The organism is Bacillus silvicola, assembly GCF_050524305.1.
Taxonomy (GTDB): domain Bacteria; phylum Bacillota; class Bacilli; order Bacillales; family Bacillaceae_G; genus Bacillus_A; species Bacillus_A cereus_AT.
The window spans coordinates 590,171-616,863 of sequence record NZ_JBNGVC010000001.1 but is presented as its reverse complement, the minus strand read 5'-3'; the positions used below and the strand labels follow the sequence as shown (position 1 = coordinate 616,863).

Sequence of the window (26,693 nt, the reverse complement as noted above, 5' to 3'; positions counted from 1 at the left end):
TTTTATTTTTGTTAACTTATAGAAAAAATTGTAAATAGAAGAAAATAGGCTAAGTACAATTTAGTGTGTATTTTCTTATTATATATGTTTTGATATGAACGTTAACTTATACATGATTTTAAAAATTAGATAGGTGGTAGAAATACATTGGCAACTACAAAACCATATAGAGTATTACTATATTACATGTACACAACAATTGAAAACCCAGAAGAATTTGCTGAACAGCATTTAGTATTTTGTAATTCACTTGAATTAAAAGGAAGAATTCTTGTAGCTAAAGAAGGAATTAATGGAACTTGTTCTGGAACTGTAGAACAAACAGAGAAATACATGGAAGCAATGAACAACGATCCACGCTTTGACGGTATCGTATTTAAAATAGATGAAGAAGAAGGGCACGCATTCAAGAAAATGCACGTACGTCCTCGTCCAGAGTTAGTTACACTTCGTCTAGAAGATGACATTAACCCACACGAAATAACTGGTAAGTATTTAGAGCCAAAAGATTTTTATGAAGCAATGAAACAAGAAGATACAGTTATCATTGATGCACGAAATGATTATGAGTTTGATTTAGGACACTTTAAAGGTGCGATTAAACCGGATATTGAATCATTCCGTGAATTACCAGACTGGATTAGAGAAAATAAAGAAACACTTGAAGGCAAAAAGATTTTAACGTACTGTACAGGCGGAATTCGCTGTGAGAAATTCTCTGGTTGGTTAGTTCGTGAAGGCTATGAAGATGTAAGTCAGCTTCACGGCGGAATTGTAACGTACGGAAAAGATCCAGAAGTACAAGGTGAGCTATGGGATGGACAATGTTACGTGTTCGATGAGCGTATCGCTGTACCAGTAAACCAAAAAGAACATGTTATTGTTGGTAAAGACCACTTTACTGGTGAACCTTGTGAGCGCTATGTAAACTGTTCAAATCCAGAATGTAACAAGAAAATTTTATGTTCTGAAGAAAACGAAGCGAAACACTTACGCGCATGTTCTCATGAATGTCGTGTAAGCCCACGTAACCGCTACGTAATACAACATGAATTAACTGAAGAACAAGTAGCTGCTGCATTAGAGAAAATCGAAGCAGGGAAGTAAGTGAAATTCGTGTAATAAAAAAGGGTACTCCAAACTTTATGGTGGAGTACCTTTTTTATATTGTCCGGTTCTGTTTTTTTGTCGGTAAGTCGATATATCTGGAAAATCGCCGATATATTTTGAGTTGCGCTGATATATTTCGAGTTGCGCCGATATATTCGAAAAATCGCTGATGAAAATTTCATTTACTGAAGTGCGCCACATATGGAAAATTTGAAAATAAACTTCATTACTTCTTATCATCTTTCTCTTTCACAGCAGATAGTACAGTTTGTTTTACCCATGCTTGTCTTCTTCGATGCTGTATACCCCATTGGTATAAACTTTGTGCACCTAAAATAAAGGAAATGACTATACCGCTAATTGCTATTAACAGTGCGAAAAGTTCAAGAGGCGATGATATTTTGTTTGAATCTGTGTTTCTTAAAAGGTCAATCATAGTAAACCCTAACATTTGGCCCACCACAGAGTAGAGAGTTAAAATTAATAATAAAAGGCTATCTTTTTTAGCGGCGACATTTTCTTGATATTTAAACAAACCATCAAGATTTTGTTTCGCGTTCGAGTATAAAATTTCAATGTTAAAAAGTTTTCTTAAGCGGAAGAAAATATCTTCACTTTGTGATTGAGATACTAATTCTAAAGAAAAATAATTCGCTGTAAACGAATTGATAGAGTAAATTAATTTCTCTATTTCATTTGTATCTTGTTCAATATTTAGTTCAGCATAAGCGTTCGCCATCTTTAATAAAACAACTTTATGGAATAGGTTTAATAATAAAGCGTAATAAAATTCTCCGTACATTTGACTAGCAAGTTTAGTGACTTCTCGTTCACCTTCATTTGTTATACATGTGAAAATATGTTCTTCCATAATAAAATAACGGTTAGGAGCCCATCTTTGATAAGAATGCTTTGTTAAATAATCGTGAATATAAGGAACATTATTTGCGCTAATATACGGCTTACCATCGTCTGTTAATCCGGAAAGACTGGAAGCTCGATATACATCAACTACATGAAGGTCTGACTTTTTGTTAATAGATAATAAGGTTTGTACATACATTCGTTGGTCTTCAAAGAAGGGGAATGTTTGAAAGTATGAACTCCGCAACCTCTTATTCTCAAAGAAGTCTGTTAAGCCATGAAATAAATCGCCGAATATAAGTTTTTCTACTTGTGAATATTTTTTTCCATCACATTCAATACAAATGGTCTCAGTTGTATCATTTCTAGTTTCAAGCACACGGAAGCGAGAAGCGAATTCGATGGCTTCTGATAATGTCATGTTTGGAGCGGTTTTGACTTCTGTTCGAATTGTTAAGAAGCCAAGCTCATAAGGACAAAGTGTTACATCAATAGAATGTATCTTGAATGGAACGGAAATAAGATTTGTTGTTAAATGTCCATTTAAATTAAGATCTTTAGAAAAGCGCTGTAGTCCCTTTTGATGTTCTGAATGAGGAAAAAGAATTTTATTCGTAAATGAAAGATAGTATGCTTCCATCTTTTGATGTGAAACTTGAAACTGCCCGTAATATGTATTTTCATCTTCAAGATGATCAAGTCGAAAAGGACGGAAATTATTTTTTTGTAAGAAAGGGAACATATTTTGTTCATATCCAGTTTTAAACGAAAACGGGAATATAAATTGAAATATAGCTGTTGTTACATCTTTTTCTTCGATTGTTTGTATTGCCTCCATTTACATAGTTTCCTTTCAATATAGGCTATAGAAACAACATGCCCAAATCTTATTAAAAATAACCGCCGTTTTTTCATTCAATTAAGAATGAAAATTCAGCTGATTTATTAGGAGACATGTATAATATTATGTATACTAAAAGTAGTGAATTTGTCTTTTAAAGGGGGATGTAATATGCGTATTTTAGTGCTAGGAGCTGGAGGCGTTGGAGGTTTTTTTGGTGGACGACTAGTAGAAAAGGGAGAAGATGTAACTTTTCTCGTGCGTAATAAACGGAAACAACAATTAGAGGAAAAAGGTCTTGTTATCAGAAGTATTAACGGCGATTTTTCATTTCAACCGAAATTGATAACGAAAGAAGATAGAACGTCTCCATTTGATGTAATTGTATTCTCAACAAAAGCGTATCACCTAAATGAAGCGATAACAGATTTGAAACCATTTGTAGGAGAGGATACAGTAATAATCCCATTGTTAAATGGTATCGCTCATTTAGCACTATTACAAAAGGAATTCGGTGAAGAAAAGGTGATGGGTGGTTTATGCTTTATTGAAACGACATTAAATAACGAAGGGGATGTCGTGCAAACTAGTGCTGCCAACAGACTTGTATTTGGGGAAATTAAGCCTCAAGATGCAGAGAGGATGCAGCGTATTTCGGAAGTATTTGCGGGTACGAAAGCTAGTTTTGTATTAAGTGAAAATATTACACAAGATATGTGGCACAAATATTTATTTATTACTGTAATGTCAGGTGTGACAACATTAATGCGTGCACCAATAGGCCCGATTCGTGAAAGTGAAGGTGGACGTGATTTTATTCGAAACTTATTTGAAGAATCAGTGCAAATCATGAAATCCATAGAGGCTCCAGTTAAAGATAATATTGTTGAGGAACATATGAAAACGATTGATAAAATTTCTTATGATATGAAGTCATCTATGCAGCGCGATATGGAAAAAGGCTCGCTCATTGAAGGAGAACATTTACAAGGATATTTACTGGATTTAGCAGAGCAATTTTCTATAGAAGCACCTTTATTAGGCGCTGTATATCAAAATTTAAATGTATATGAAAAAGTGATTTTAACTAAAGAAATAGTATGAAAAAGAGCAAAGGATAGCAACATATAAATGTTGCTATCTTTTTTGTTTTTATTTTTGACAACTTATTCGTTTCTTTTCGTTCTTTCTGTCGTATTTCTTTCTTTTTCACGGTTACCATAAAACTGATTAATTTCATTTGCTAATGCATCTAAATATGAATCAGAAAAAATAGGCTTCTTTTCTTTAGACATATGGGTCTCCTTTATCAATTTTTTAGTATTCATTATGTATATTTACGGGCGGATTATGCGCAATCATTTTAAATTTTTATTTTTTAAAATTTTTGTTTACATTTTGAAAATAAAGGAGTATTATAATCCACAGTTTCAATTTTCTAAATCGCTGAAACCGCATGGTGCGGGGGACCCGTTCTTACGGATTAGTACATAATCCGATGGGGTGAATCCTTGAAAAAAGGTAGGGCTACTCATAGGCCCGAATCCGACAGCTAACCTCGTAAGCGTTATATTGAGAAGGAAGGTGGAGCTTGTGCGACAAAAAAAATAATGTCTACAAGTCTATTTCGCTATGGCTTGTAGACATTTTTTGTTTTCTGAAGAAATAGTTTGCTGGCTGTAACTAGCAGAAAAGTTCGTACAAAATTATTGGAGAGTGGACAGCAGTGGTTTCATCTATCAAAAGGTTTTTAATTGGAAGGCCGTTAAAATCAACTGAGTTAGGAGAGCAAAAGCTTAATAAAACAAAGGCGCTAGCCATTTTATCTTCTGACGCATTGTCATCGGTTGCATACGGGCCAGAGCAAATATTAATCGCATTAGCAGGTCTTGGAGCAATAGCTTATTGGTATTCCATTCCGATAGCTGTTGGGGTATTAGTGTTATTAACTGCTCTTATTTTATCTTATCGCCAAATTATTTTCGCTTACCCTCATGGCGGAGGCGCATACGTAGTATCAAAAGAAAATTTAGGTATGAATCCAGGATTAATAGCTGGAGGGTCTTTATTAGTCGATTATATTTTAACTGTTGCAGTAAGTGTATCTGCAGGTACCGATGCGCTCACGTCTGCTTTTCCTAGCTTACATGCACATAGTGTAATTATTGCAGTTGTATTTGTTATATTAATTACGATATTAAATTTAAGAGGGGTAACGGAATCAGCTTCCATTTTAGCATATCCAGTTTATTTATTCGTTTTAGCACTATTTATATTAATTGGTGTAGGGATATATAATATTTTAACTGGTCACGTGTCACCGACTTTACACACGCCGATTGGAACACCAGTTGCAGGAATTAGTTTGTTCTTACTGTTACGAGCATTTGCTTCAGGAAGCTCTGCTTTAACGGGTGTTGAGGCGATATCTAACGCAATTCCAAACTTTAAAGATCCTGCACCTAACAATGCAGCGAAAACATTGCTTGCAATGGGTGCATTACTTGCAGTTTTATTTTCAGGAATTGTCTTTTTAGCTTATTATTACGGAATTAATCCAAGTAAGGAAGTAACAGTCGTTTCACAAATTGCTGAACAAACTTTTGGACGTAATTTCATGTACTATTTCATACAAGGTACAACAGCTTTAATATTAATTCTTGCTGCTAATACAGGTTATTCTGCATTTCCGCTATTAGCAGTTAATCTTGCGAAAGATAAGTTTATACCGAGAATGTTTACGATTAGAGGAGACCGCCTAGGTTACTCAAACGGTATTATTATACTTGGAATCGCTTCAATTATTTTAATTGTAGCTTTCCAAGGGCAAACAGAACATTTAATCCCGTTATATGCAGTAGGTGTATTTATTCCATTTACACTTTCTCAAACTGGGATGGTATTAAAATGGCTTCGTGAAAAACCTGAAGGATGGGCTTTGAGATTAACGGTCAATTTAATTGGTGCAGTCATTAGTTTTATCGTAATGAGTATGTTCTTTTTAACTAAATTCGCACAAGTTTGGTCGATCCTTATTTTCTTACCTGCCATTATCTTCTTGTTCCATCGAATTAAGAAGCATTATGATGCAGTGGGGGATCAATTAAGTTTAAAAACTTGTGAACCACTTGTTCCGATTGAAGGGAATGTAATTGTCGTTCCTGTAGCAGGTATGACTCATGTAGTAGAAAATTCACTGAACTATGCGAAGGCACTTTCAGCGGATCAAGTTATCGCTGTATATGTTGCCTTTGACAGAGAAGAGGAAAAGAAATTTGAAGAGAAATGGCAGAAGTGGCAGCCAGAAGTAAGACTTGTTACATTACATTCTCATTATAGAAGTATCATTCAGCCGTTAACAAAGTTCATTGATACAGTGCAATATAAAGCGAGTGAATCAAATTATCGGGTTACAGTCGTTATACCACAGTTTATTCCGAAAAAAGGCTGGCATAACATTCTTCATAATCAATCTAGTTTACTCATTCGTGCGTATTTACTCTATAAAAGAAATGTTGTTATTACGACAGTTCCATATCATTTGAAAAAGTAATAAGATTTTTTAAGGATAGCTTCACGAAACTGAAGCTATCCTTTTTGTGTATATGCTATGCATAATTGCATATAGGTCTTAAAATTATATTACAATAATATTATCACTTATGAGTAAACAGTGTTTTTTGTTGTGATATATGGATATTTTAATTGAGAAAGTTAATCGGATTTTATTTTGGAATAAAGACATGAGGGCTTGAAAATAAAGGGAATTAAAATACTTCTTTACGGTAGATAAATAGCTGTGTTTAAATGACCTTACAGTACAAAACTTAAATAAAAACAAAACGGAATTTCATATTTACGTGCGTTATTTAGCTTAAAATGAATAATATTTTCATGTAATATATTCACTGTGTGAATGTAGAAATTGCGATGAAACAGAAATTTTATACAATATTATTCATACTAAGCACATATGAAAAGTTATGAAGTGTTTTATAACAATAAGTAAGTACTGTGGAAATAAAGTTTGAGAGAGGTGGTTCGTACATGACTCACGGTGAGAACGTTCTCTATTTTTAACCATCTCAAATCATTTGCAAGAAAATAGAATAATAAAATGGGATAGTAATAGTTACTAATACATAGGAGGAGTTAAAGTGAAAAAAACTTTAATTACAGGGTTATTGGTTACAGCAGTATCTACGAGTTGCTTCATTCCTGTAAGCGCTTACGCTAAGGAGGCGCAACCAGAAGTGAAAACAGTATATGCACAAAATGTAATTGCTCCAAATACATTATCCAATTCAATTAGAATGTTAGGATCACAGTCACCGCTTATACAAGCATACGGATTGGTTATTTTACAACAGCCAGACATTAAGGTGAATGCGATGAGCAGCTTAACGAATCATCAAAAGTTTGCAAAGGCAAATGTACGAGAGTGGATTGATGAATATAATCCGAAGCTAATCGATTTAAATCAAGAGATGATGAGATATAGCACTCGATTTAATAGCTATTATAGTAAGCTCTATGAACTAGCAGGAAACATAAATGAAGATGAACAAGCAAAAGCAGATTTTACAGGCGCATATGGAAAATTACAATTACAAGTACAAAGCATTCAAGAGAGTATGGAGCAAGATTTATTAGAGTTAAATCGATTTAAAACGGTATTAGACAAAGATAGTAGCAACTTATCAATTAAAGCTGATGAAGCAATAAAAACACTACAAGGATCAAGTGGAGATATTGTGAAATTAAGAGAAGATATTAAAAGAATTCAAGGGGAAATTCAAGCTGAATTAACGACTATTTTGAACAGGCCTCAAGAAATTATTAAAGGTTCTATTAATATCGGTAAACAAGTATTTACAATTACAAATCAAACTGCGCAGACGAAAACAATTGATTTCGTTTCTATCGGTACTTTAAGTAATGAAATTGTAAATGCTGCCGATAGTCAAACGAGAGAAGCAGCTCTTCGCATTCAGCAAAAGCAAAAAGAGCTACTACCACTTATTCAAAAGTTATCACAAACTGAAGCAGAGGCGACACAAATTACATTTGTTGAAGATCAAGTAAGTAGCTTTACAGAACTAATCAATCGTCAAATTACAACTTTAGAAACGTTATTAACGGATTGGAAAGTTTTAAACAATAATATGATCCAAATTCAAAAGAATGTTGAAGAAGGCACATATACAGACAGTAGTTTACTTCAAAAACATTTCAATCAAATTAAAAAAGTAAGTGATGAAATGAATAAACAAACAAATCAATTTGAAGATTACATTACAAACGTTGAAGTACATTAAGCAAAAAAATAATTAGCGATATAGGGAGAGAAGAAAAATGACAAAAAAACCATATAAAGTAATGGCTCTATCAGCACTTATGGCAGTATTTGCAGCAGGAAACATCATGCCAGCCCATACGTATGCAGCTGAAAGCACCGTGAAACAAGCTCCAGTTCATGCGGTTGCAAAAGCTTATAATGACTATGAAGAATACTCATTAGGACCAGAAGGCTTAAAAGATGCAATGGAAAGAACAGGTTCAAATGCTTTAGTAATGGATCTGTACGCTTTAACAATTATTAAACAAGGTAATGTTAACTTTGGTAATGTATCATCTGTTGATGCGGCTTTAAAAGGAAAAGTCATTCAGCATCAAGATACAGCGAGAGGAAATGCGAAGCAATGGTTAGATGTATTAAAGCCACAGCTTATTTCAACGAATCAAAATATTATCAATTACAATACGAAATTCCAAAACTATTATGATACTTTAGTTGCTGCGGTAGATGCAAAAGATAAAGCGACTCTTACAAAAGGGTTAACTAGATTATCAAGTAGTATTAATGAAAATAAAGCGCAAGTAGATCAGTTAGTAGAAGACTTGAAGAAATTCCGAAATAAAATGACGTCGGATACGCAAAACTTTAAGGGTGATGCAAATCAAATTACATCTATTTTAGCAAGTCAAGATGCAGGAATCCCGCTTCTGCAAAATCAAATTACAACGTACAATGAAGCAATTAGTAAATATAATGCAATTATTATCGGTTCATCAGTGGCGACAGCACTAGGCCCAATTGCAATTATCGGTGGTGCAGTAGTTATTGCGACAGGTGCAGGAACGCCGCTAGGGGTCGCATTAATTGCAGGTGGTGCAGCAGCTGTAGGTGGTGGTACAGCTGGTATCGTATTAGCGAAGAAAGAGCTTGATAATGCACAAGCTGAAATTCAAAAAATAACAGGACAAGTTACAACCGCTCAATTAGAAGTAGCTGGATTAACAAACATTAAAACACAAACGGAGTATTTAACAAATACAATTGATACTGCAATTACAGCGTTGCAAAACATATCAAATCAATGGTATACAATGGGATCAAAATACAATTCTTTACTTCAAAATGTAGATTCTATTAGTCCAAACGACCTTGTTTTCATTAAAGAAGATTTAAACATTGCGAAAGATAGCTGGAAAAACATTAAAGACTATGCAGAAAAAATTTATGCTGAAGATATTAAAGTAGTGGATACGAAAAAAGCATAATAGTAATTAAACTGTTTCAGCATTATGTATAGATAAATGATTTTCAAATAATAGAGAGCTCCTGTTCAGTAGTGAGCAGGAGCTCTTTTTACCTCTAACGTTTCATATCCTCATAAAAAGAATAGGTGATAAGTATGCGTAATAATTTCTATAAAAAATGTCTTTTAACGATAATGATTGCTGGAGTCGCAACGAGTAATGCGTTTCCTTTACATCCTTTTGCAGCAGAACAAAACGTAAAGACACTACAAGAAAATGCGAAAAATTATTCTCTCGGACCAGCAGGATTCCAAGATGTAATGGCACAAACGACATCAAGTATGTTTGCAATGGATTCATATGCAAAATTAATTCAAAATCAGCAAGAGACTGATTTGAGTAAAATAAGTTCCATTAATAGTGAGTTTAAAGGAAATATGGTTCAGCATCAAAGAGATGCAAAAATTAATGCGGCGTATTGGTTAAATAATATGAAGCCTCAAATTATGAAAACGGACCAAAATATTATTAATTACAATAATACTTTTCAAGCGTACTATAATAGCATGCTAGTAGCGATTGATCAAAAGGATAGCGGTAAATTAAAAGCGGATTTGGAAAAGTTATATGCGGATATTGTAAAGAATCAAAATGAGGTAGATGTATTATTAGGGAATTTGAAAGCTTTTCGCGATAGAATGGCGAAAGACACAAATAGTTTTAAAGAGGATACAAATCAATTAACAGCAATTTTGGCTAGTACGAATGCAGGTATTCCAGCATTAGAGCAACAAATAAATACATATAATGATTCAATCAAAAAGAGTAATGATATGGTTATCGCTGGTGGTGTACTTTGCGTAGCGCTAATAACATGTCTTGCTGGCGGACCGATGATTGCAATTGCGAAAAAAGATATCGCAAATGCAGAAAGAGAAATAGCCAATTTAAAAGATAGAATTTCTGGAGCACAAGCAGAAGTAGCAATTTTGACTGATGTGAAAAATAAAACAACAAATATGACAGAAACAATTGATGCAGCAATTACAGCACTGCAAAACATATCAAATCAATGGTATACAGTAGGTGCGAAATATAATAACTTACTACAAAACGTAAAAGGAATGAGTCCAGAAGAATTTACATTTATAAAAGAAGATTTAAATACAGCGAAAGATAGCTGGAAAGATGTAAAGGATTATACAGAAAAATTGCATGAAGGTGTGGCGAAGTAAACAGTGGACTAGTTCCGCTGTTTATTTTTTTATCCCGTTTTTTGTGGAGAGCCGAGCATGTAATTTTATCCATAAGTTTGCTGTGCGTTTTATCAATGTGGCTTTCTATGAGAATTTGACTTGTTTTTTCATTTTGGGGTGGTAAAAAATTCTTAAGTTGATGGGCATGGGATAGCACCACATGCCATCAACTTAAGAACAGGAACTTACGCTTGAACATAATATCAAATTTAAATGAGCAAAGCTCTATTTCAAGTGAATAGAATCCACTCTTTAAGAATACATAAAATATATACATACAAGCTTAGTCTGATTACTACATCATTAGTGAAAGTAGGATTCTATAGATTTTGGAGGAAGAAATATGCAAAAAAAGGTTCTCCTGTTTACAGATTTGGGGATTGATGATGCGTTTGCTATACTGTACACCTTTTTTCGTAAAGACATTCAACTTGTAGGAATTGTAGCCGATTATGGAAATGTATCAAGAGAAAATGTATTAAGAAATATTAACTATTTGAAGTACATTGCGGGAAGGGAAGAGATACCTGTATTCCTTGGTGCTTCTGTACCGTTGACAGGTATAGTGATTCAGTATTTCCCTGAGGTACATGGAAAAGTCGGATTAGGGCCTATTATTCCCCCTGAAATTTCATATCCAGTTTATCCTTTAAATGATATTTATCAAATTATAGAATCAAATTTAGAAAATCTTACAATTATCAATTTAGGAAGACTTTCTTCGTTAGCTACGACTTTTGTATTGAATTTAGAAACAATGCGAAACGTAAGAGAATGCGTTTGCATGGGGGGAGCTTTTTTCTATCCAGGTAACGTAACTGCTGTGGCTGAAGCTAACTTTTACTCAGACCCTTATGCAGCAAACTTAATTCTGCAGCATGCAAAGAACTTGACAATTATTCCTTTAAATGTGACTCAACATGCGATTGTTACACCCGAAATGGTCCAGCAAATCGATGCATTTCACCGGAATACACAGGATCTTGCAGGACTCATCATCAAACCTATGTTAGACTATTATTATAAATTCTACTCCAAGTCTAATCCAGGTATAAGTGGAAGTCCTATGCATGATTTTGTGACAGTGTGGTATTTGCTGAATCAAGAGGCTGTGGGCCTTTCAAGAGTACCTATTAAAGTAATTCCTGACCAAGGAGAAGGATTTGGTCAAAGTATTGCAGATTTTCGTTTTACTACTAATCCAGGCTATAAAACGCATAATGTAGCTTTTCAGTTTGATTATGAAAAATTCAAGAAGGATATTATGGAAACGTTTTTAAAGAAGAGAGTGTAACAGACTTTATTAATTTCAGATAATACGGATTATGTGAATGTAATGCCACTTCACTTAACGTACAGGAATTCGACTTTATTAGGTTAAATTTCGCTTAGCATATAAAACTTCCAAAATGTTGGCTGTATCCCATCACTATCAAGCTAACAAAACAAAGTAAAACACCCCACTAAAATGAAAAAATCCGCGAATTTCTCAAAGTAATTAACTGCAGTGAAAGAAAATTTTCATTTCGGGGTTACATTAAAACTTTAGCTTGATGGCCGTGGATTTCGCAATCAAAATGTGAATTTCATACGCTTAAGGAATTTCTTTGTTAAACGTACATTAAGGAAGTTCCATAAACGATATTTAATATTTGTTATTGAAGGGTTTTGTTATCGTTACTATAAAAAGAATAAATATAAATCCATTTAACTGTTTCAAGATCATCTGTATCGAGTGTATGAAGCTGAAAAATAAAGTTTCATTGTAAAGACTAAATGGAATAGCAGTTCAGGTAGATAAAATTCGATAGTCGAAATTTCTTGCATAAAGCTGTATAATGCTTGTAACGAAAGGGAAATACAGGAAAGGATTTGTAATAAGTTACTATGGATAAGGATAAACAACAATTAAGCGTTGAAGTTGCAAGATTATATTATCAATCAGATTATAGTCAGCAAGAAATTGCTAACAAATTAAATATCTCAAGACCGACGATCTCTAGATTATTAAAGTACGCAAAAGAAAAAGGATTTGTTCAAATTAGTATAGCTGATCCATTTGCTGATTTAGATAACGTTGGGAATTTACTTAAAGAAAAGTACAACTTGTTAGAGGCACATGTTGTGTTTTCTCCAGTACCAGAATATGCAACGATTACGGAGTATATTAGTAAGTATGCTGCTGAGTATATGGAAAAGACAGTGAAAAACGGTGATATCGTTGGTGTAAGCTGGGGAATGACGATGTATGAAATCGCCAGAAAAATCGTACCTCAACATGTAAAAGGGGTAGAGGTTGTCCAATTAAAAGGTGGCATTAGTCACTCAAGTGTAAATACATATGCAAATGAGACCATCGCTTTATTTGCAGAGGCTTTTCAAACGACACCAAGAAATCTACCACTTCCAGTTATATTTGATAATGCGGTGACAAAAGAATTAGTAGAGCAAGATCGACATATTCATCACATTATTGAAATGGGGAAACAAGCAAATGTTGCGATTTTCACTGTTGGTACAGTGCGTGATGAAGCGTTATTATTCCGATTAGGATATTTAGATAAGGATGAAACGAACATTTTGAAAAAACAAGCTGTCGGTGACATTTGTTCACGTTTCTTTGATGGAGACGGAAATATTAGTAGCGAAGAAATTAATAAGCGTACAATTGGAATTGAGTTAGAGGAACTTAAATTAAAGAAACGTTCTATTTTAGTTGCAGGTGGCAATAGAAAAATAAAAGCAATTGATGGTGCGTTACGCGGTGGGTATGCAAATGTATTAATTATCGATCAGCATACAGCAAAAGAATTGTTACATTATCAAAAAGGTTAGAAATAAAAGGTTTTCTCAAAATATTAATTTTGAGAAAGCCTTTTATTTTTAGTATGAATAAATCAATGTGTAGTACCTTGTAAAGTATTTGTAAGGAACGCTCTTTGATTGATCTCCTTTTTCAAAAATTAGTGAATTAGCCATAATATCTCTATCTACAAAAGTCCATCCATCTTGCTCCATCATATCGATAAAAGGTTCCATTTTTCCACGCTTTACTAAGTAGGGGTATTGATTATCTATCGGTTCTACTTCCACCATTTCTTTGTCTTGAATAACCATCTTAGACATAGCCAAAGCAAATGGAATGGGGTTTCCTTCTTGGAAAATAACATCCCTTTTATAAAAAATAAATATGGATAGTGAGGTGCATACTAGCAATGTGAATATAAAGAATTTTGACTTAAACAATTGGTTCACATCCTTTATTTACAAGCTTATACTACTTTCAATGTATTACAAGAAATTCCCTTCTGAAAAAGAATGAACAGAATTTCAAAAGTGTATTTACATTTGTTCAACTAAGAGTTAGAATGAAGTTGTTAAAAGATATGAGGAGTGAAGATAATGAATATTGCAAAGTTAATTGACCATACAATTTTAAAAGCTAATACTACAAAAGAAGATGTTATGAAAGTAATCGAAGAAGCAAAGGAATATAAATTCGCTTCTGTTTGTATTAATCCTACATGGGTGAAGCTAGCTGCTGAAGAATTAGCTGGACATGATGTAGACGTTTGTACTGTAATCGGTTTCCCATTAGGAGCAAGCACTACTGAAACAAAAGCATTCGAAACAAAAGATGCTATCGCAAAAGGTGCAACTGAAGTTGATATGGTAATCAACGTAGGTGCTTTAAAAGATGGCGACAATGAGTTCGTTGAAAAAGACATTTATGAAGTAGTACAAGCAGCAAAAGGAAAAGCTCTTGTAAAAGTTATTATTGAAACTTGCCTATTAACAGACGAAGAAAAAGTACGTGCTTGTGAATTATCAGTAAAAGCTGGCGCTGATTTCGTAAAAACTTCAACTGGATTCTCAACTGGCGGAGCAACTGCTGAAGACATCGCATTAATGCGTAAAACAGTAGGACCAAACGTTGGTGTAAAAGCATCTGGCGGCGTTCGTACACGTGAAGATGCAGACAAAATGGTAGCGGCTGGAGCTTCTCGCGTTGGAGCAAGTGCTAGTGTTGCAATCGTATTAAACGATGCAAAAGGTGCTACAGATAACTACTAATTAATAAAGTGTGAAAAGCAATAGATACACAAAGTATAGTGTATCTATTGCTTTAACAATTGAAAATAATGTAAGCGGATACGAATGGGAGGAGACGGCTTATGAAATACTTAATAGGTGTTTTTGGCCTCGTATTGATTTTAGGTATCGCATGGCTTGCTAGTAATAATAGAAAAAAAGTCAAATATCGCCCAATCATAACGATGGTTATATTACAATTCATTTTGGGATTTTTATTATTAAATACAAGCGTAGGGAATATATTAATTAGCGGAATAGCAGATGGTTTTGGAGAATTATTAAAATATGCCGCTGATGGTGTGAATTTCGTATTTGGTGGATTAGTAAATCAAAAAGAGTTTTCATTCTTTTTAAGTGTATTAATGCCAATCGTATTTATATCAGCTTTAATAGGTATTTTGCAACATATTAAAGTATTACCTATTATTGTGAAATCTATCGGTCTAGCATTAAGTAAAGTAAATGGAATGGGGAAACTAGAATCATATAACGCGGTAGCTTCTGCGATTTTAGGACAATCTGAAGTGTTTATTTCAGTTAAGAAACAACTAGGATTATTGCCAGAGAAAAGAATGTATACATTATGTGCATCTGCAATGTCTACAGTTTCTATGTCTATCGTTGGATCATACATGGTGTTGTTAAAACCTCAATATGTTGTAACCGCTTTAGTTCTGAACTTATTCGGCGGATTCATCATTGCTTCTATCATTAATCCGTATGAAGTTACAGAAGAAGAGGATATGTTAGAAGTACAAGAAGAAGAAAAAAAGACATTCTTTGAAGTATTAGGGGAATACATTATAGATGGATTTAAAGTTGCGATTACAGTAGCAGCTATGTTAATTGGTTTCGTTGCTCTTATCGCATTCATTAATGCAGTATTTAAGGGTGTAATCGGTATTTCATTCCAAGAAATTCTCGGTTATGTATTTGCACCATTTGCATTTATTATGGGTGTGCCTTGGCATGAAGCAGTTAACGCAGGTAATATTATGGCGACAAAATTAGTATCAAATGAATTTGTTGCGATGACAGATTTAGCACAAGGAAACTTTAATTTCTCAGATAGAACGACAGCGATTATATCTGTATTCTTAGTATCATTTGCAAATTTCTCTTCAATTGGAATTATTGCTGGAGCAGTTAAGAGCTTAAATGAAAAACAAGGGAATGTAGTCGCAAGATTTGGTTTGAAATTACTTTTCGGTGCAACGTTAGTAAGTTTCTTATCAGCAACAATCGTGGGCTTATTATTTTAATAGATTCATATAATATAAAAAGGAATGGTGATTGTAATGAGAATGGTAGATATTATTGCGAAAAAACGTGACGGCAAAGAATTAACGACTGAAGAAATTAAATTCTTTATTAATGGATATACAGACGGAAGTATTCCTGATTATCAAGTGAGTGCACTTGCAATGGCAATCTTTTTTAAAGATATGACAGATCGTGAGCGTGCAGATTTAACGATGGCAATGGTGGAGTCTGGAGAAACGATCGACTTATCAGCAATTGAAGGAATTAAAGTAGACAAACATTCAACTGGCGGTGTTGGTGATACAACTACATTAGTATTAGGACCATTAGTAGCTGCTTTAGACGTACCAGTAGCAAAAATGTCTGGTCGTGGTTTAGGACATACGGGCGGAACAATTGATAAATTAGAAGCGGTAGAAGGATTCCACGTTGAAATCACGAAAGAGCAGTTCATTGATATTGTAAACCGTGACAAAGTAGCTGTTATTGGACAAACAGGAAACTTAACACCTGCAGATAAAAAGATTTATGCATTACGCGATGTAACAGGAACGGTTAACTCAATTCCTTTAATCGCAAGTTCAATTATGAGTAAAAAAATCGCAGCTGGTGCTGATGCAATCGTACTTGATGTAAAAACAGGTGCTGGCGCATTTATGAAAACAGAAGAAGATGCAAAAGAATTAGCGCATGCAATGGTACGTATCGGAAATAATGTAGGACGTCAAACTATGGCTGTTATTTCAGATATGTCACAACCACTTGGTTTTGCAATTGGTAATGCTTTAGAAGTGAAAGAAGCGATTGATACGTTAAAAGGTGAAGGTCCAGAAGATTTAACAGAATTAGTACTTGTATTAGGAAGTCAAATGGTTGTACTTGCGAAAAAAGCAAATACATTAGAAGAAGCTCGTAAAATGTTAATTGAAGTTATGAAAAATGGGAAAGCAACTGAGAAATTTAAAGAGTTCTTAAGCAATCAAGGTGGAGACAGCTCAATTGTAGATAATCCAGAAAAAATGCCACAAGCGAAGTATGTAATTGATGTACCTGCTAAAACTTCAGGTGTTATTTCAAACATTGTTGCAGATGAAATCGGTATCGCTGCGATGTTACTTGGTGCAGGCCGTGCAACGAAGGAAGATGAAATCGATTTAGCTGTAGGTTTAATGTTACGTAAAAAAGTTGGCGATACAGTAAAAGAAGGCGAGCCATTCGTAACGATTTATGCAAATCGCGAAAATGTAGAAGATGTAAAAGTAAAAATTTATGAGAACATTTCTATCGCTGAAACAGCAGTGGCTCCTAAATTAGTTCATACAGTTATTACTGACTAATCATCATTACATTTACTTTGAGGAGGAAATAATATGGATAAGAAAAAATATATTGAAGAAGCAAATAAGATGTTATCAAAAGCATATATTCCGTATTCGAAATTTCCCGTTGGTGCAGCATTAGTTACGAAAGAAGGTAAAATCTATACTGGCTGTAATATAGAAAATGCTTCTTACGGCTTATGTAACTGTGCAGAAAGAACAGCAATCTTTAAAGCAGTATCAGAAGGTGAGCGTGACTTTAGTTACCTAGTCATTACAGGCGAAACTGATGGACCAATTTCACCATGTGGTGCATGTAGACAAGTTATTGCTGAATTTTGTGATCCGAAAATGCCTGTTTTACTAACGAATGTAAAAGGTGATGAAAAAGAAGTGACGGTTGAACAGTTATTGCCGGGTGCTTTCACAATTGAAGATTTAAAATAAGTAAAAGCCATTCCACAAGGAAAAGTTGTGGAATGGCTTTTTTGTTTTTAAAAAATAGAATGTAACATTCTGTTCATATTCCGTTCATAAACATTCCGTAAAATAATTGCAGCGGATATGGAAAACGACGATATGAATTGTCGTTCTACAGCAGGAGGAATATAATGAAGAAATTATATAATGCAGCATTCATGTACTTAATTATTGGTTTATTATCAGGTGTATTTGCAAGAGAGTATACAAAAGCACAAGGAATTAAAGGATCTACTATGTTACAGCTAGTGCATACGCATGTATTAGTATTAGGGTTCATATTCTTTTTGGTTGCATTAGCTTTGTTTAAAGTGTTTCATGTACAAGAAACAAAAAGCTTTCACGTATGGTTTATTGTTTATAATGCAGGATTAATTTTTACTATCGCTACAATGGTATTTAGAGGTCTTCTACAAGTAAACGGAACAGACTTTAACGGTTTAAGCCATATGGCTGGATTAGCTCATGTCATTATTAGTGTCGGGCTTGTTTGGTTTATGATTTTGCTAAAAAAGTCTTTTAAATAGATAGGAGTGGAGAATATGAGTTTAGCACTTTTATCAAGTATCGTAGCAGTTTGTATGGCTGTTGGAGTGATGTTTCTTCGCTTTAAGTCAGCGAAAAAACCGGTAACGAAAAAGAAAATTATATTACCGCCAATCTTTATGAGTACTGGCGCATCGATGTACTTCTTACCAGAGTTTCGGTTAACATCGTTAGAAATAGTAGAGGCAATTAGCGTAGGACTTATTTTCTCTATATTTCTTATTAAAACATCTAAGTTCGAAATAAAGGGCGAAGATATATATATGAAACCGTCAAAAGCGTTCATATTTATTTTAGTAGGCTTATTAGCTGTACGGGTAGCATTAAAATCATATTTAAGTCAATCGATTGATTTGGCGCAATTAAGCGGGATGTTTTTCTTACTTGCTTTTGCGATGATCGTATCGTGGAGAATTGCTATGTATCGCTCGTATACTAAATTAGAAAAGACAATAAAAAGAGCTGGAATTTCTATATAGGAATTTCAGCTCTTTTTATGTTTTATACGATTGTTTTTTTAGCCTTGATTTCATTTGCTTAATTTTAAACGTATTTGAGCATCTTGTAATGCGACTGGTGTAACGTTAAGACCATTTTGATCAACGATTTTTGTGTTTAATAAAATGGAATCTAAGCTTCCACGAAATGTTTTTGTATAGTTTTGACGCAACATTTGTTGTTCTTGTTTTTCATCAACTGTTAATCCAGATGCTTTTTCTTTTTTTGATAATTCGTTAATACGGAATAAAATGTTTTGCATTTTGTTCACCTCTTATTTTAATTTAAATTAGTTACTTACTAATTTATAGTTATTTTATCCTATCTTTTAGAAGATGTCAATGCTCCTAAAAAATAACTGAACAACATAGGTAAAGGAATAGTTTATACATATGATAATGGAGGTTTAACTTTTTATATGAATACTATTAATTGACGAAAAATTATAACAATAATAAAATGAATAACAGAGGATAATTATCTTTAAAAACATACATAGAACACTAGGGGGATTATTATGAAGTCAACATTTTTTGCTCGAAATAGAGAACGATTAGCGAAAACATTACATGATGAATCTATTACTATTTTATTTGCTGGACAGGCACCTCATATGTCAGCTGATGCACATTATAAATTTATACCGAATCGAAATTTTTATTATTTAACGGGGATCGATGAGCCGAATGTTATTTTCATGTTAAAAAAGTTTGGGAATAGTGTAGAAGAGACTCTCTTCATTGAAAAATCAGATCCGGTGCTTGAAAAGTGGGTTGGAAAAACAGTTTCTAAAGAAGATGCAGAACAAATTTCATGTATAAAAAAAGTTGTATATATAGAAAGCTTTGAAAAGACAATGGCAAATACACTTTTCACAGAAAATGTGAAACATGTGAATTTAGATTTGGAACTTCGTGAGTGGAAAGGTACAGAGCCGAAAACGTTAGCGTTTGCTAAACATGTAAGAGAACAATATCCACACGTTACAATCGGTAATGTATACCCAAACATTTGTGAATTACGAGTGTTTAAAACAGAAGAAGAAATTGAAATCATAAAAGACGCTATTGCTGTTACTAAAGAGGGTATTTATAATGTACTGAAGCATGCAAAAGCAGACATGATGGAATATGAATTAGAAGCTCATTTTGATTTTACGTTGAAATCATCTGGCATTAAACATCATGCATTTAATACAATTTTGGCGAGTGGTAAAAACGCTACTGTGCTGCATTATGAAGATAATGATGCAAAAGTGGGACAAGGTGATCTAGTACTGCTCGATTTAGGTGCTCAAAAAGACTATTATAATGCTGATATTAGTTACACATTCCCAGCTAGTGGAACATTCTCTAGTCGCCAAAAGCAAATATATAATATCGTGTTAAAAGCATTAAAAGAAACAACGGAACTTATTAAGCCAGGTTTAAAATTCGCTGCATTAAATGAGCATACAAAAAAGGTGCTAGCAGAAGAATGTAAAGCAATTGGTTTAATTCAAGAAGACGAGGAATTAACGAAATATTATTATCACGGTGTCAGCCACTTCCTTGGTTTAGATACACATGATGTAGGAACGTACAAAGATAGAGTATTAGAAGAAGGTATGGTTATTACGATTGAACCAGGTATATATATTGAAGAAGAATCAATTGGAATTCGTATTGAAGATGATATTCTTGTCACGAAGGACGGATATGAAAACTTGTCAAAAGATATCATTAGAGAAGTTGAAGAGATTGAAGAGTTTATGAGAGAGAATAATGTAAATGTAAAAGAAGATGAAGTTGTTACGAAATAATGATTGGAAGAGGCGCTCAATTTTGGGCGCCTTTTTATTTTGCTTATTTTATATCTCCATATTTTCTTGAAAATTGCCTTCTATAATAATCGTGAAAAGAAAAAGGGGGAATTTTCCATGAAGAGATTTGTATTAACAGCAGTTACAGTCTCCGTAATATCTTTAATTGCTGCGTGTTCTGCGACTACAAATACAACAAATGCTCATAAAAATATGAATGATAAAAAAACAAAACAGACTGAAACGGCTACAAAGCCATTGAAAGTTATAAAAGGGACAGAAGTTACTTTAGTAGCGAAAGAAGAAAAACAAAAGCTAAGTAGCGGTGTTATTGTTCCAGTCTGGACATTTAATGGTTCATCCCCAGGTCCAGAAATCAGGGTGAAAAAAGGTGAAAAGGTTAAAGTGACATTAAAAAATGAATTACCTGCGCCAGTATCTATTCATTGGCATGGGTATCCTGTCCCAAATAACATGGATGGAATTCCAGGCGTGACACAAGATGCGGTTGAATCAGGAAAAAGTTTCACCTATGAATTTGAAGCGAACGTACCAGGAACATATTGGTATCATTCACATCAAGATTCTGTAAATCAACTAGATAGAGGCTTGTATGGCGCTCTTATTGTAGAGGATACAAATGAAAATTATGATAAAGATTACACATTAATGTTAGATGAATGGGTAACTGATAAAGAAAAAATTAATAAGCAGTTAAAAGAAATGACAAAAGGGCCAACAGGTAATAAATCTAAGGGTAATGAAAATACGAAAAAGAATGATGATATGAAAGGCATGGATCATTCCGGTATGGACATGAAGAGTGATAAAAAAGACTCTGGCAATATGGCAGGCATGGATCATGGAAATATGAAGATGGAAGGTCATGATATGAGTATGTATGACTTATTCACAATCAATGGTAAAAGCGGTGATTTAGTAGAGCCCTTAAAAGTGAATGAGGGTGATAAAGTTCGTCTTCGACTCGTTAATGCGGGTTATTTATCACATGATATACACGTTCACGGTCATGATTTAAAAGTAATTGCAACAGATGGTCAACCAATTAATGATCCAAAAGTTATAAAAGAAAAAGTAATTTCAATTGCACCGGGTGAACGTTATGATGTTGAATTTACAGCTAACAATCCTGGGAAATGGTACGTTGAAGACCATTCAGAAAATAAGGATGCAAAAGGAATGAAAGCTGTTATTGAATATGATGGAAGCAAAGAGATGAAAGACAAAGCAGATGAAAAAGAAAAATTACCGAAATTAGATATGACGAAATATGGTGCTAAAAGATTAGGTAGTTTCACGTTAGGCCAGCAGTATACTGCCACATATAATATGGACTTGAATACGCAAATGAATGGAAATGAAATGGTATATACAATTAACGGAAAGGTATTCCCAGATATTGACCCAATTTCAGTGAAAAAGGGTGACTTAGTAAAAGTAAAATTAGTAAATCGCTCTAAAGCGGACGATCATCCGATGCATTTACACGGTCATTTCTTCCAGGTGTTAAGTAAAGATGGAAAACCGGTAGAAGGTTCTCCAATTGTTAAAGACACTTTGAACTTAAAATCAGGAGAAGAATATGAAGTAGCCTTTGTAGCAGACAATCCGGGTGAATGGATGTTCCACTGTCATGATTTACACCATGCTTCAGCGGGGATGGTAACAGAAGTGAAATATACAGATTATAAATCTGAGTATGTTCCAAACCCTAATATTCCTAATAAGCCAGAATAACATAAAGCAGTTATCCATAGGATAACTGCTTTATGTATTTTAGTCTTTAGCGTTATGCATATGTTGATCATGCTCGGATGCAGGTGGAGGTGTATGATCTGGGAATGTTACGAATACAGTGAGAACAATTACTACGCCAATTGAGAGCGATAATAGAAACTGGCGATGGATATAAGTAGAAAAGGTTTCTGATAAAAGGTGAATCATACATGACATAGTTATCGTTATGGTAAGTAAGAGGCTAATGAACAGTATAATATGGGCTTGTTGAGCGTTTAACATCTCTGTAATCATAGCGCCCATCATACTTGCCATTAATCCAGAGAACATACCTTCTAAGGCAGTATAAAGGTGAAAGCGTAGACCGACTAAAAGACCGATAAACCCACTAATCAAAATAGCAAGCAAAGTAGAATGTAGTAATTCTCCTTTAAAGAGAATGCCTAAATAAAAACCTATACTTAAACCAATACACATACTAAAAGACATAATAAATACCATATACTCCATTAGGGTACCCTTACGTTTAGAAATATATGATGTAATAATAATCGAGATACAACAAAGTGTTAAAGTAGTTAGCGTATAAGCAAACATCATGATACCTCCCTGTCCTATCGTTCACTTCATCATATGTTCAAATGGAGAATACTTATGCTAATATATATCTGCAAATTATCTGCACAATTTAAAAACGGTATGCAGTAATGAAGGGAAGGACGCTCGATTTTTTGGCGTCTTTTTTGTCTATGAGCATGTGAAAGAAATTGTTATATAATGAGTTTCTATTGTGAAGCCATAAAGAATCAGCGTATAATATTATAGGTCTCACATTTTTGAGACAAACCGCGAATGATAAATAAGATTGTTGTTTTATCATCGTCTCTAAACATATATACAATGAAAGTAACACTGGAATACAGATAGGGAGTTAGAAGATGAAATTAATTATTGCCGAGAAACCAGATCAAGGTTTGGCTCTTGTTTCACAATTTAAATATCGCCGGAAAGATGGGTATTTAGAAGTAGAAGCAAATGAGTTATTTCCAAATGGAGCGTACTGTACATGGGCAATTGGTCATTTGACGCAGTTATGTAATCCAGAACATTATCACGCAGAGTGGAAAAAATGGTCACTTAATACGTTACCGATGATTCCAGAGCGTTTTCAGTTTGAGGTAACAAAGTCAAAGTATAAGCAATTTAACGTTGTGAAACAGCTGTTACATAACCCTCAAGTAACAGAAATTATTCACGCGGGCGATGCTGGGCGTGAAGGGGAATTAATCGTACGAAACATTATTAACCTTTGTAACGTGCAAAAACCAATGAAGCGCTTGTGGATTTCATCTTTAACGAAGCAAGCTATTTATCAAGGGTTTAAAAACTTACTAGATGAAGCAGATACGATTAATACGTATTACGAAGCATATACAAGATCCTGCGCTGACTGGGTTGTTGGTATGAATGCATCGCGTGTCTTTAGTATTTTGCTAAAGAAAAAGGGAATGAATGATGTTTTTTCAGCTGGACGTGTACAGACTCCAACATTGGCGTTAATAGTAAAGCGTGAAAAAGAAATAGAGAACTTTAAGTCAGAGCCATTTTGGGAAGTGTTTGCAACTTTTAATATAGAAGGAAAAAAATATGAGGGGAAATGGGAGAAAGACAATGAATCTCGCCTAAAAGACCCTGATATGGCAAATAAAATTGCGGCATTTTGCCAAGGTAAACCGGCTGTAGTAAAAGAAATGAAAACGGAGCGTAAAGAGTTTCAGCCGCCGTTTTTATTTAATTTATCAGCACTGCAAGCGACAGCGAATAAAGCTTTTAAATTTTCACCGAAAAAGACGCTTGATATAACACAAGCACTATATCAAAAAGGGATAGTTTCTTACCCACGTTCGGATTCTAACTATGTTACACAAGGAGAAGCAGCGACGTTTCCTGATATTTTACAGAAGTTAAGTCAGTTTGATGAATATAAAGGCTTATTGCCAGCACCAATTGAATCAATTATGAATAACAAGCGTTATGTGAATGAAAAGAAAGTTACAGATCACTACGCAATTATACCGACAGAGCAAGTTACAAATCCAAGCAAATTATCAGGTGATGAAAAGAAAATTTACGATATGGTCGTAAGAAGACTGATTGCGGCGCATTATGAAGTAGCAATCTTTGACTACACAACGATTACAACTCTTGTAGACGAACGTGCTGCGTTCATTTCGAAAGGAAAACAGCAAATTCAAGAAGGTTGGCGTAAAGTTATTTTCCAAGACGATAAAGATGACGAAACGATTCTTCCAATTGTAGCTGAAGGTGAACAAGGAAAAGTTGTAAAGGTGAAAGTGAAAGAAGGAAAAACACAGCCACCGAAGCGTTATACAGAAGGACAACTTATTACGTTAATGAAAACGGCGGGTAAGTATTTAGAGAATGAAGAGCTTGAGAAAGTATTAAAGAAAACAGAAGGTTTAGGTACTGAGGCTACTCGTGCTGGTATTATTACAATGCTGAAAGACCGTAAATATATAGATGTGCAGAAAAACCAAGTGTACGCAACCGATAAAGGAAAAGTATTAATTACAGCAATCGGTGATAAAATACTGGCTTCACCAGAAATGACAGCAAAATGGGAGCAACGCCTTGCGGAAATTGGAGAAGGTACAGCTTCACCAGCTACATTTATGGAACAAACGAAAAAGCTATCAGCTAAAATTATTGAAGATGCGGTGGAAATGTCGGAGAAATGGGATTTCACTGGATTACATGTTGAATCGATTGAACGAAAAGGATCGAAATTTACAACAGGTAAAAAGGTGGGGAACTGTAAAAAATGTGATGGCGATGTTATTGATAAGTCGACGTTTTACGGTTGTTCAAACTACAATACAACACAATGTGACTTTACCATCTCGAAGAAGATATTAAGTAAAACAATTTCGCAAAAAAACATGACAAAGCTTTTAAAAGGTGAGAAGACCGATTTAATTAAAGGCTTTAAAAAAGGTGAGAAAACGTTTGATGCGAAGTTAGAGTGGAAAGATAATAAGATTAATTTTGTGTTTGAGAATTAATAGTGTCAACAAATAAAAAAGTGCTTTACTGAATAAAAAAGTCCTTTCCAAAGTAAAAGGTTAGGTTTGAAAAAAATATTGATAAAATAGAAAAAGCATGACGATTTAATGTCATGCTTTTTCTATTTTATAATTACAGACTTTTGTGTACTAATACTAAAAATTATTTAAAATAATTGTTTGAAAAGATGGTATGAAATAGTGTTAAGTAGCAATAAAGTTATTTAATTTACAATAAAGTCCTTTAACAAATAAAAAAGTTGTTTAAAAATCCTTCTTTAACTAAACGGCAGGTTAGTTTTAATACGATGTTTGTTTTATCATTTAACCAAAGTAATAGAAGGTCGAAGAAAAGGCAGTAATAAAGAAGTGCCATTCCTAATGTGGACTGGCACTTTGTAAGGTGCAAAATTCATTGTTTGATTTCGACTGAGGAATTCGATTTATCTATTTTTCCTGTACTTTATTATGATTCCTTAGGCAGCCTTCTCTGTTTTAAATATCCATTGTTGAAGAGTTGGTTGATAATACGGTATCATCCACCCTAAAATTTTGCCGATAAAATAGGCGGCGATTAGTGTACCGATTCCTATTGATCCTAATGATTGAATGAAAACTATACAGATTGCACCAGCCACACAAATGTTGATTAAATCGCTCAAAATTTTTGCGTTACCGAATTTCAAATTAAATTTTTCACTAATTGCATAAGTTAACGCATCATACGGCATTAATGGCAGTTTCGCTGTTGTATAGCCCATTAAACCGACTGCTATAACAAATAGGCTAACAATCAAATAGACACTTCGGGCAAAGATAGTTTCAGGTGTGGGGAAAAGTTGTACAAGGAAGAGCGTTGCATCCATGAAGAACCCAAATAAAAACGAAATAATGAATTGACTCACAAATTCATTGAACTCCATTCGTTTACTTAATATTACTTGAATAATAATGTATAAAACATTTGCAAGCGCCATTGTCACACCAACCGATAAACCAACCGTTAGCGTACTTGCATATGCTAATGATGACACAGGCGATACACCAAACCCTGCTTGAATCGACATGCTAATGCCGATCGACATAAAAAATAACCCGAGCACGTATAAGACGAGGCGCTTCAAGGTTCTGTTCCGATGATTCATAGTATCTCTCACTTTCTAGTTAATATTATCAATATAAAGACTATAGCTATAGAATTAAATATAACGCCAAACTCGACATATGAAAAATATA

At 34.1% G+C, this 26,693-nt stretch carries 23 protein-coding genes and 1 riboswitch; of the genes, 17 read left to right on the top strand and 6 right to left on the bottom strand.

Features of this window, described 5'->3' with window-relative positions; all coding sequences use genetic code 11:
* The first annotated feature begins 147 nt into the window (after positions 1-147).
* Positions 148-1,107: an oxygen-dependent tRNA uridine(34) hydroxylase TrhO gene (trhO, locus tag ACP6L7_RS03165; protein ID WP_097831502.1), complete on the top strand. Its 960-nt coding sequence runs from the start codon at positions 148-150 to the stop codon at positions 1,105-1,107.
* Between the two features lie 229 nt (positions 1,108-1,336).
* Here the strand turns inward: trhO and ACP6L7_RS03160 are convergent, their stop codons facing one another.
* Positions 1,337-2,812 carry a hypothetical protein gene (locus ACP6L7_RS03160; protein WP_097831501.1) on the bottom strand — a complete coding sequence of 492 codons (1,476 nt, stop codon included), beginning with the start codon at positions 2,810-2,812 and terminating at the stop codon, positions 1,337-1,339.
* A gap of 174 nt (positions 2,813-2,986) precedes the next feature.
* Between ACP6L7_RS03160 and panE the strand changes: the two genes are divergently transcribed.
* Positions 2,987-3,919, top strand: coding sequence for a 2-dehydropantoate 2-reductase (panE, locus tag ACP6L7_RS03155; protein ID WP_097831500.1), 933 nt, complete (start codon positions 2,987-2,989; stop codon positions 3,917-3,919).
* Positions 3,920-3,981: 62 nt separating this feature from the next.
* On the opposite strand, the gene ACP6L7_RS03150 is transcribed toward panE, so the two are convergent.
* On the bottom strand, positions 3,982-4,110 hold the full coding sequence (locus tag ACP6L7_RS03150) for a hypothetical protein (protein WP_255290728.1): 129 nt from the start codon (positions 4,108-4,110) through the stop codon (positions 3,982-3,984).
* Between the two features lie 139 nt (positions 4,111-4,249).
* Positions 4,250-4,397: riboswitch (cyclic di-AMP (ydaO/yuaA leader) on the top strand.
* 144 nt (positions 4,398-4,541) lie between these two features.
* Here ACP6L7_RS03150 and ACP6L7_RS03145 point away from each other — a divergent pair.
* From ACP6L7_RS03145 to deoR, 6 genes are all read left to right on the top strand, one after another.
* Positions 4,542-6,368: an APC family permease gene (locus tag ACP6L7_RS03145; protein ID WP_097831499.1), complete on the top strand. Its 1,827-nt coding sequence runs from the start codon at positions 4,542-4,544 to the stop codon at positions 6,366-6,368.
* Positions 6,369-6,972: 604 nt separating this feature from the next.
* The gene (nheA, locus tag ACP6L7_RS03140) at positions 6,973-8,133 is read left to right on the top strand and encodes a non-hemolytic enterotoxin NHE subunit A (protein ID WP_097831497.1); all 1,161 of its coding nucleotides are present in this window, start codon (positions 6,973-6,975) and stop codon (positions 8,131-8,133) included.
* A 37-nt stretch (positions 8,134-8,170) separates the two neighbouring features.
* Entirely contained in the window at positions 8,171-9,379 is a 1,209-nt protein-coding gene (nheB, locus tag ACP6L7_RS03135; RefSeq protein ID WP_000162968.1) for a non-hemolytic enterotoxin NHE subunit B, read from the top strand.
* A 134-nt stretch (positions 9,380-9,513) separates the two neighbouring features.
* Positions 9,514-10,593 carry a non-hemolytic enterotoxin NHE subunit C gene (gene nheC, locus ACP6L7_RS03130; protein ID WP_097831496.1) on the top strand — a complete coding sequence of 360 codons (1,080 nt, stop codon included), beginning with the start codon at positions 9,514-9,516 and terminating at the stop codon, positions 10,591-10,593.
* A 364-nt stretch (positions 10,594-10,957) separates the two neighbouring features.
* Entirely contained in the window at positions 10,958-11,908 is a 951-nt protein-coding gene (locus ACP6L7_RS03125; RefSeq protein WP_097831495.1) for a nucleoside hydrolase, read from the top strand.
* Positions 11,909-12,501: 593 nt separating this feature from the next.
* On the top strand, positions 12,502-13,449 hold the full coding sequence (deoR, locus tag ACP6L7_RS03120) for a DNA-binding transcriptional repressor DeoR (RefSeq protein ID WP_097831494.1): 948 nt from the start codon (positions 12,502-12,504) through the stop codon (positions 13,447-13,449).
* A gap of 48 nt (positions 13,450-13,497) precedes the next feature.
* Here deoR and ACP6L7_RS03115 read toward each other — a convergent pair whose 3' ends face one another.
* Positions 13,498-13,860: a hypothetical protein gene (locus ACP6L7_RS03115; protein WP_000477042.1), complete on the bottom strand. Its 363-nt coding sequence runs from the start codon at positions 13,858-13,860 to the stop codon at positions 13,498-13,500.
* A gap of 156 nt (positions 13,861-14,016) precedes the next feature.
* On the opposite strand from ACP6L7_RS03115, the gene deoC reads away from it, so the two are divergent.
* The 6 genes from deoC to ACP6L7_RS03085 all read left to right on the top strand — a co-directional run bounded on the left by deoC (position 14,017) and on the right by ACP6L7_RS03085 (position 18,796).
* Positions 14,017-14,688: a deoxyribose-phosphate aldolase gene (gene deoC / locus ACP6L7_RS03110; RefSeq protein ID WP_001017444.1), complete on the top strand. Its 672-nt coding sequence runs from the start codon at positions 14,017-14,019 to the stop codon at positions 14,686-14,688.
* A gap of 101 nt (positions 14,689-14,789) precedes the next feature.
* Entirely contained in the window at positions 14,790-15,971 is a 1,182-nt protein-coding gene (locus ACP6L7_RS03105; RefSeq protein ID WP_070141767.1) for a NupC/NupG family nucleoside CNT transporter, read from the top strand.
* A 36-nt stretch (positions 15,972-16,007) separates the two neighbouring features.
* Positions 16,008-17,309 carry a pyrimidine-nucleoside phosphorylase gene (locus ACP6L7_RS03100; protein ID WP_097831493.1) on the top strand — a complete coding sequence of 434 codons (1,302 nt, stop codon included), beginning with the start codon at positions 16,008-16,010 and terminating at the stop codon, positions 17,307-17,309.
* Positions 17,310-17,342: 33 nt separating this feature from the next.
* On the top strand, positions 17,343-17,738 hold the full coding sequence (locus ACP6L7_RS03095) for a cytidine deaminase (protein WP_000358534.1): 396 nt from the start codon (positions 17,343-17,345) through the stop codon (positions 17,736-17,738).
* 164 nt (positions 17,739-17,902) lie between these two features.
* The gene (locus ACP6L7_RS03090; RefSeq protein WP_097831492.1) at positions 17,903-18,298 is read left to right on the top strand and encodes a DUF2871 domain-containing protein; all 396 of its coding nucleotides are present in this window, start codon (positions 17,903-17,905) and stop codon (positions 18,296-18,298) included.
* 15 nt (positions 18,299-18,313) lie between these two features.
* Positions 18,314-18,796, top strand: a complete 483-nt coding sequence (locus ACP6L7_RS03085) for a CcdC family protein (protein ID WP_097831491.1) — start codon at positions 18,314-18,316, stop codon at positions 18,794-18,796.
* A gap of 50 nt (positions 18,797-18,846) precedes the next feature.
* Here ACP6L7_RS03085 and ACP6L7_RS03080 read toward each other — a convergent pair whose 3' ends face one another.
* Complete coding sequence (locus ACP6L7_RS03080; RefSeq protein ID WP_097831490.1) at positions 18,847-19,077, bottom strand: DUF896 domain-containing protein; 231 nt, start codon at positions 19,075-19,077, stop codon at positions 18,847-18,849.
* Between the two features lie 255 nt (positions 19,078-19,332).
* Here ACP6L7_RS03080 and ACP6L7_RS03075 point away from each other — a divergent pair, with 255 nt between their 5' ends.
* Together ACP6L7_RS03075 and ACP6L7_RS03070 are read left to right on the top strand one after the other, a co-directional pair.
* Positions 19,333-20,616 carry an aminopeptidase P family protein gene (locus ACP6L7_RS03075; RefSeq protein WP_097831489.1) on the top strand — a complete coding sequence of 428 codons (1,284 nt, stop codon included), beginning with the start codon at positions 19,333-19,335 and terminating at the stop codon, positions 20,614-20,616.
* Positions 20,617-20,733: 117 nt separating this feature from the next.
* Positions 20,734-22,374, top strand: a complete 1,641-nt coding sequence (locus ACP6L7_RS03070) for a multicopper oxidase family protein (RefSeq protein ID WP_097831488.1) — start codon at positions 20,734-20,736, stop codon at positions 22,372-22,374.
* Between the two features lie 39 nt (positions 22,375-22,413).
* Here the strand turns inward: ACP6L7_RS03070 and ACP6L7_RS03065 are convergent, their stop codons facing one another.
* Positions 22,414-22,971 carry a hypothetical protein gene (locus ACP6L7_RS03065; protein WP_097831487.1) on the bottom strand — a complete coding sequence of 186 codons (558 nt, stop codon included), beginning with the start codon at positions 22,969-22,971 and terminating at the stop codon, positions 22,414-22,416.
* 341 nt (positions 22,972-23,312) lie between these two features.
* Here ACP6L7_RS03065 and topB point away from each other — a divergent pair, with 341 nt between their 5' ends.
* Complete coding sequence (gene topB, locus ACP6L7_RS03060) at positions 23,313-25,457, top strand: DNA topoisomerase III (protein WP_097831486.1); 2,145 nt, start codon at positions 23,313-23,315, stop codon at positions 25,455-25,457.
* Between the two features lie 476 nt (positions 25,458-25,933).
* On the opposite strand, the gene ACP6L7_RS03055 is transcribed toward topB, so the two are convergent.
* The gene (locus tag ACP6L7_RS03055) at positions 25,934-26,602 is read right to left on the bottom strand and encodes a YczE/YyaS/YitT family protein (protein ID WP_097833486.1); all 669 of its coding nucleotides are present in this window, start codon (positions 26,600-26,602) and stop codon (positions 25,934-25,936) included.
* Between the last annotated feature and the right edge of the window lie 91 nt (positions 26,603-26,693).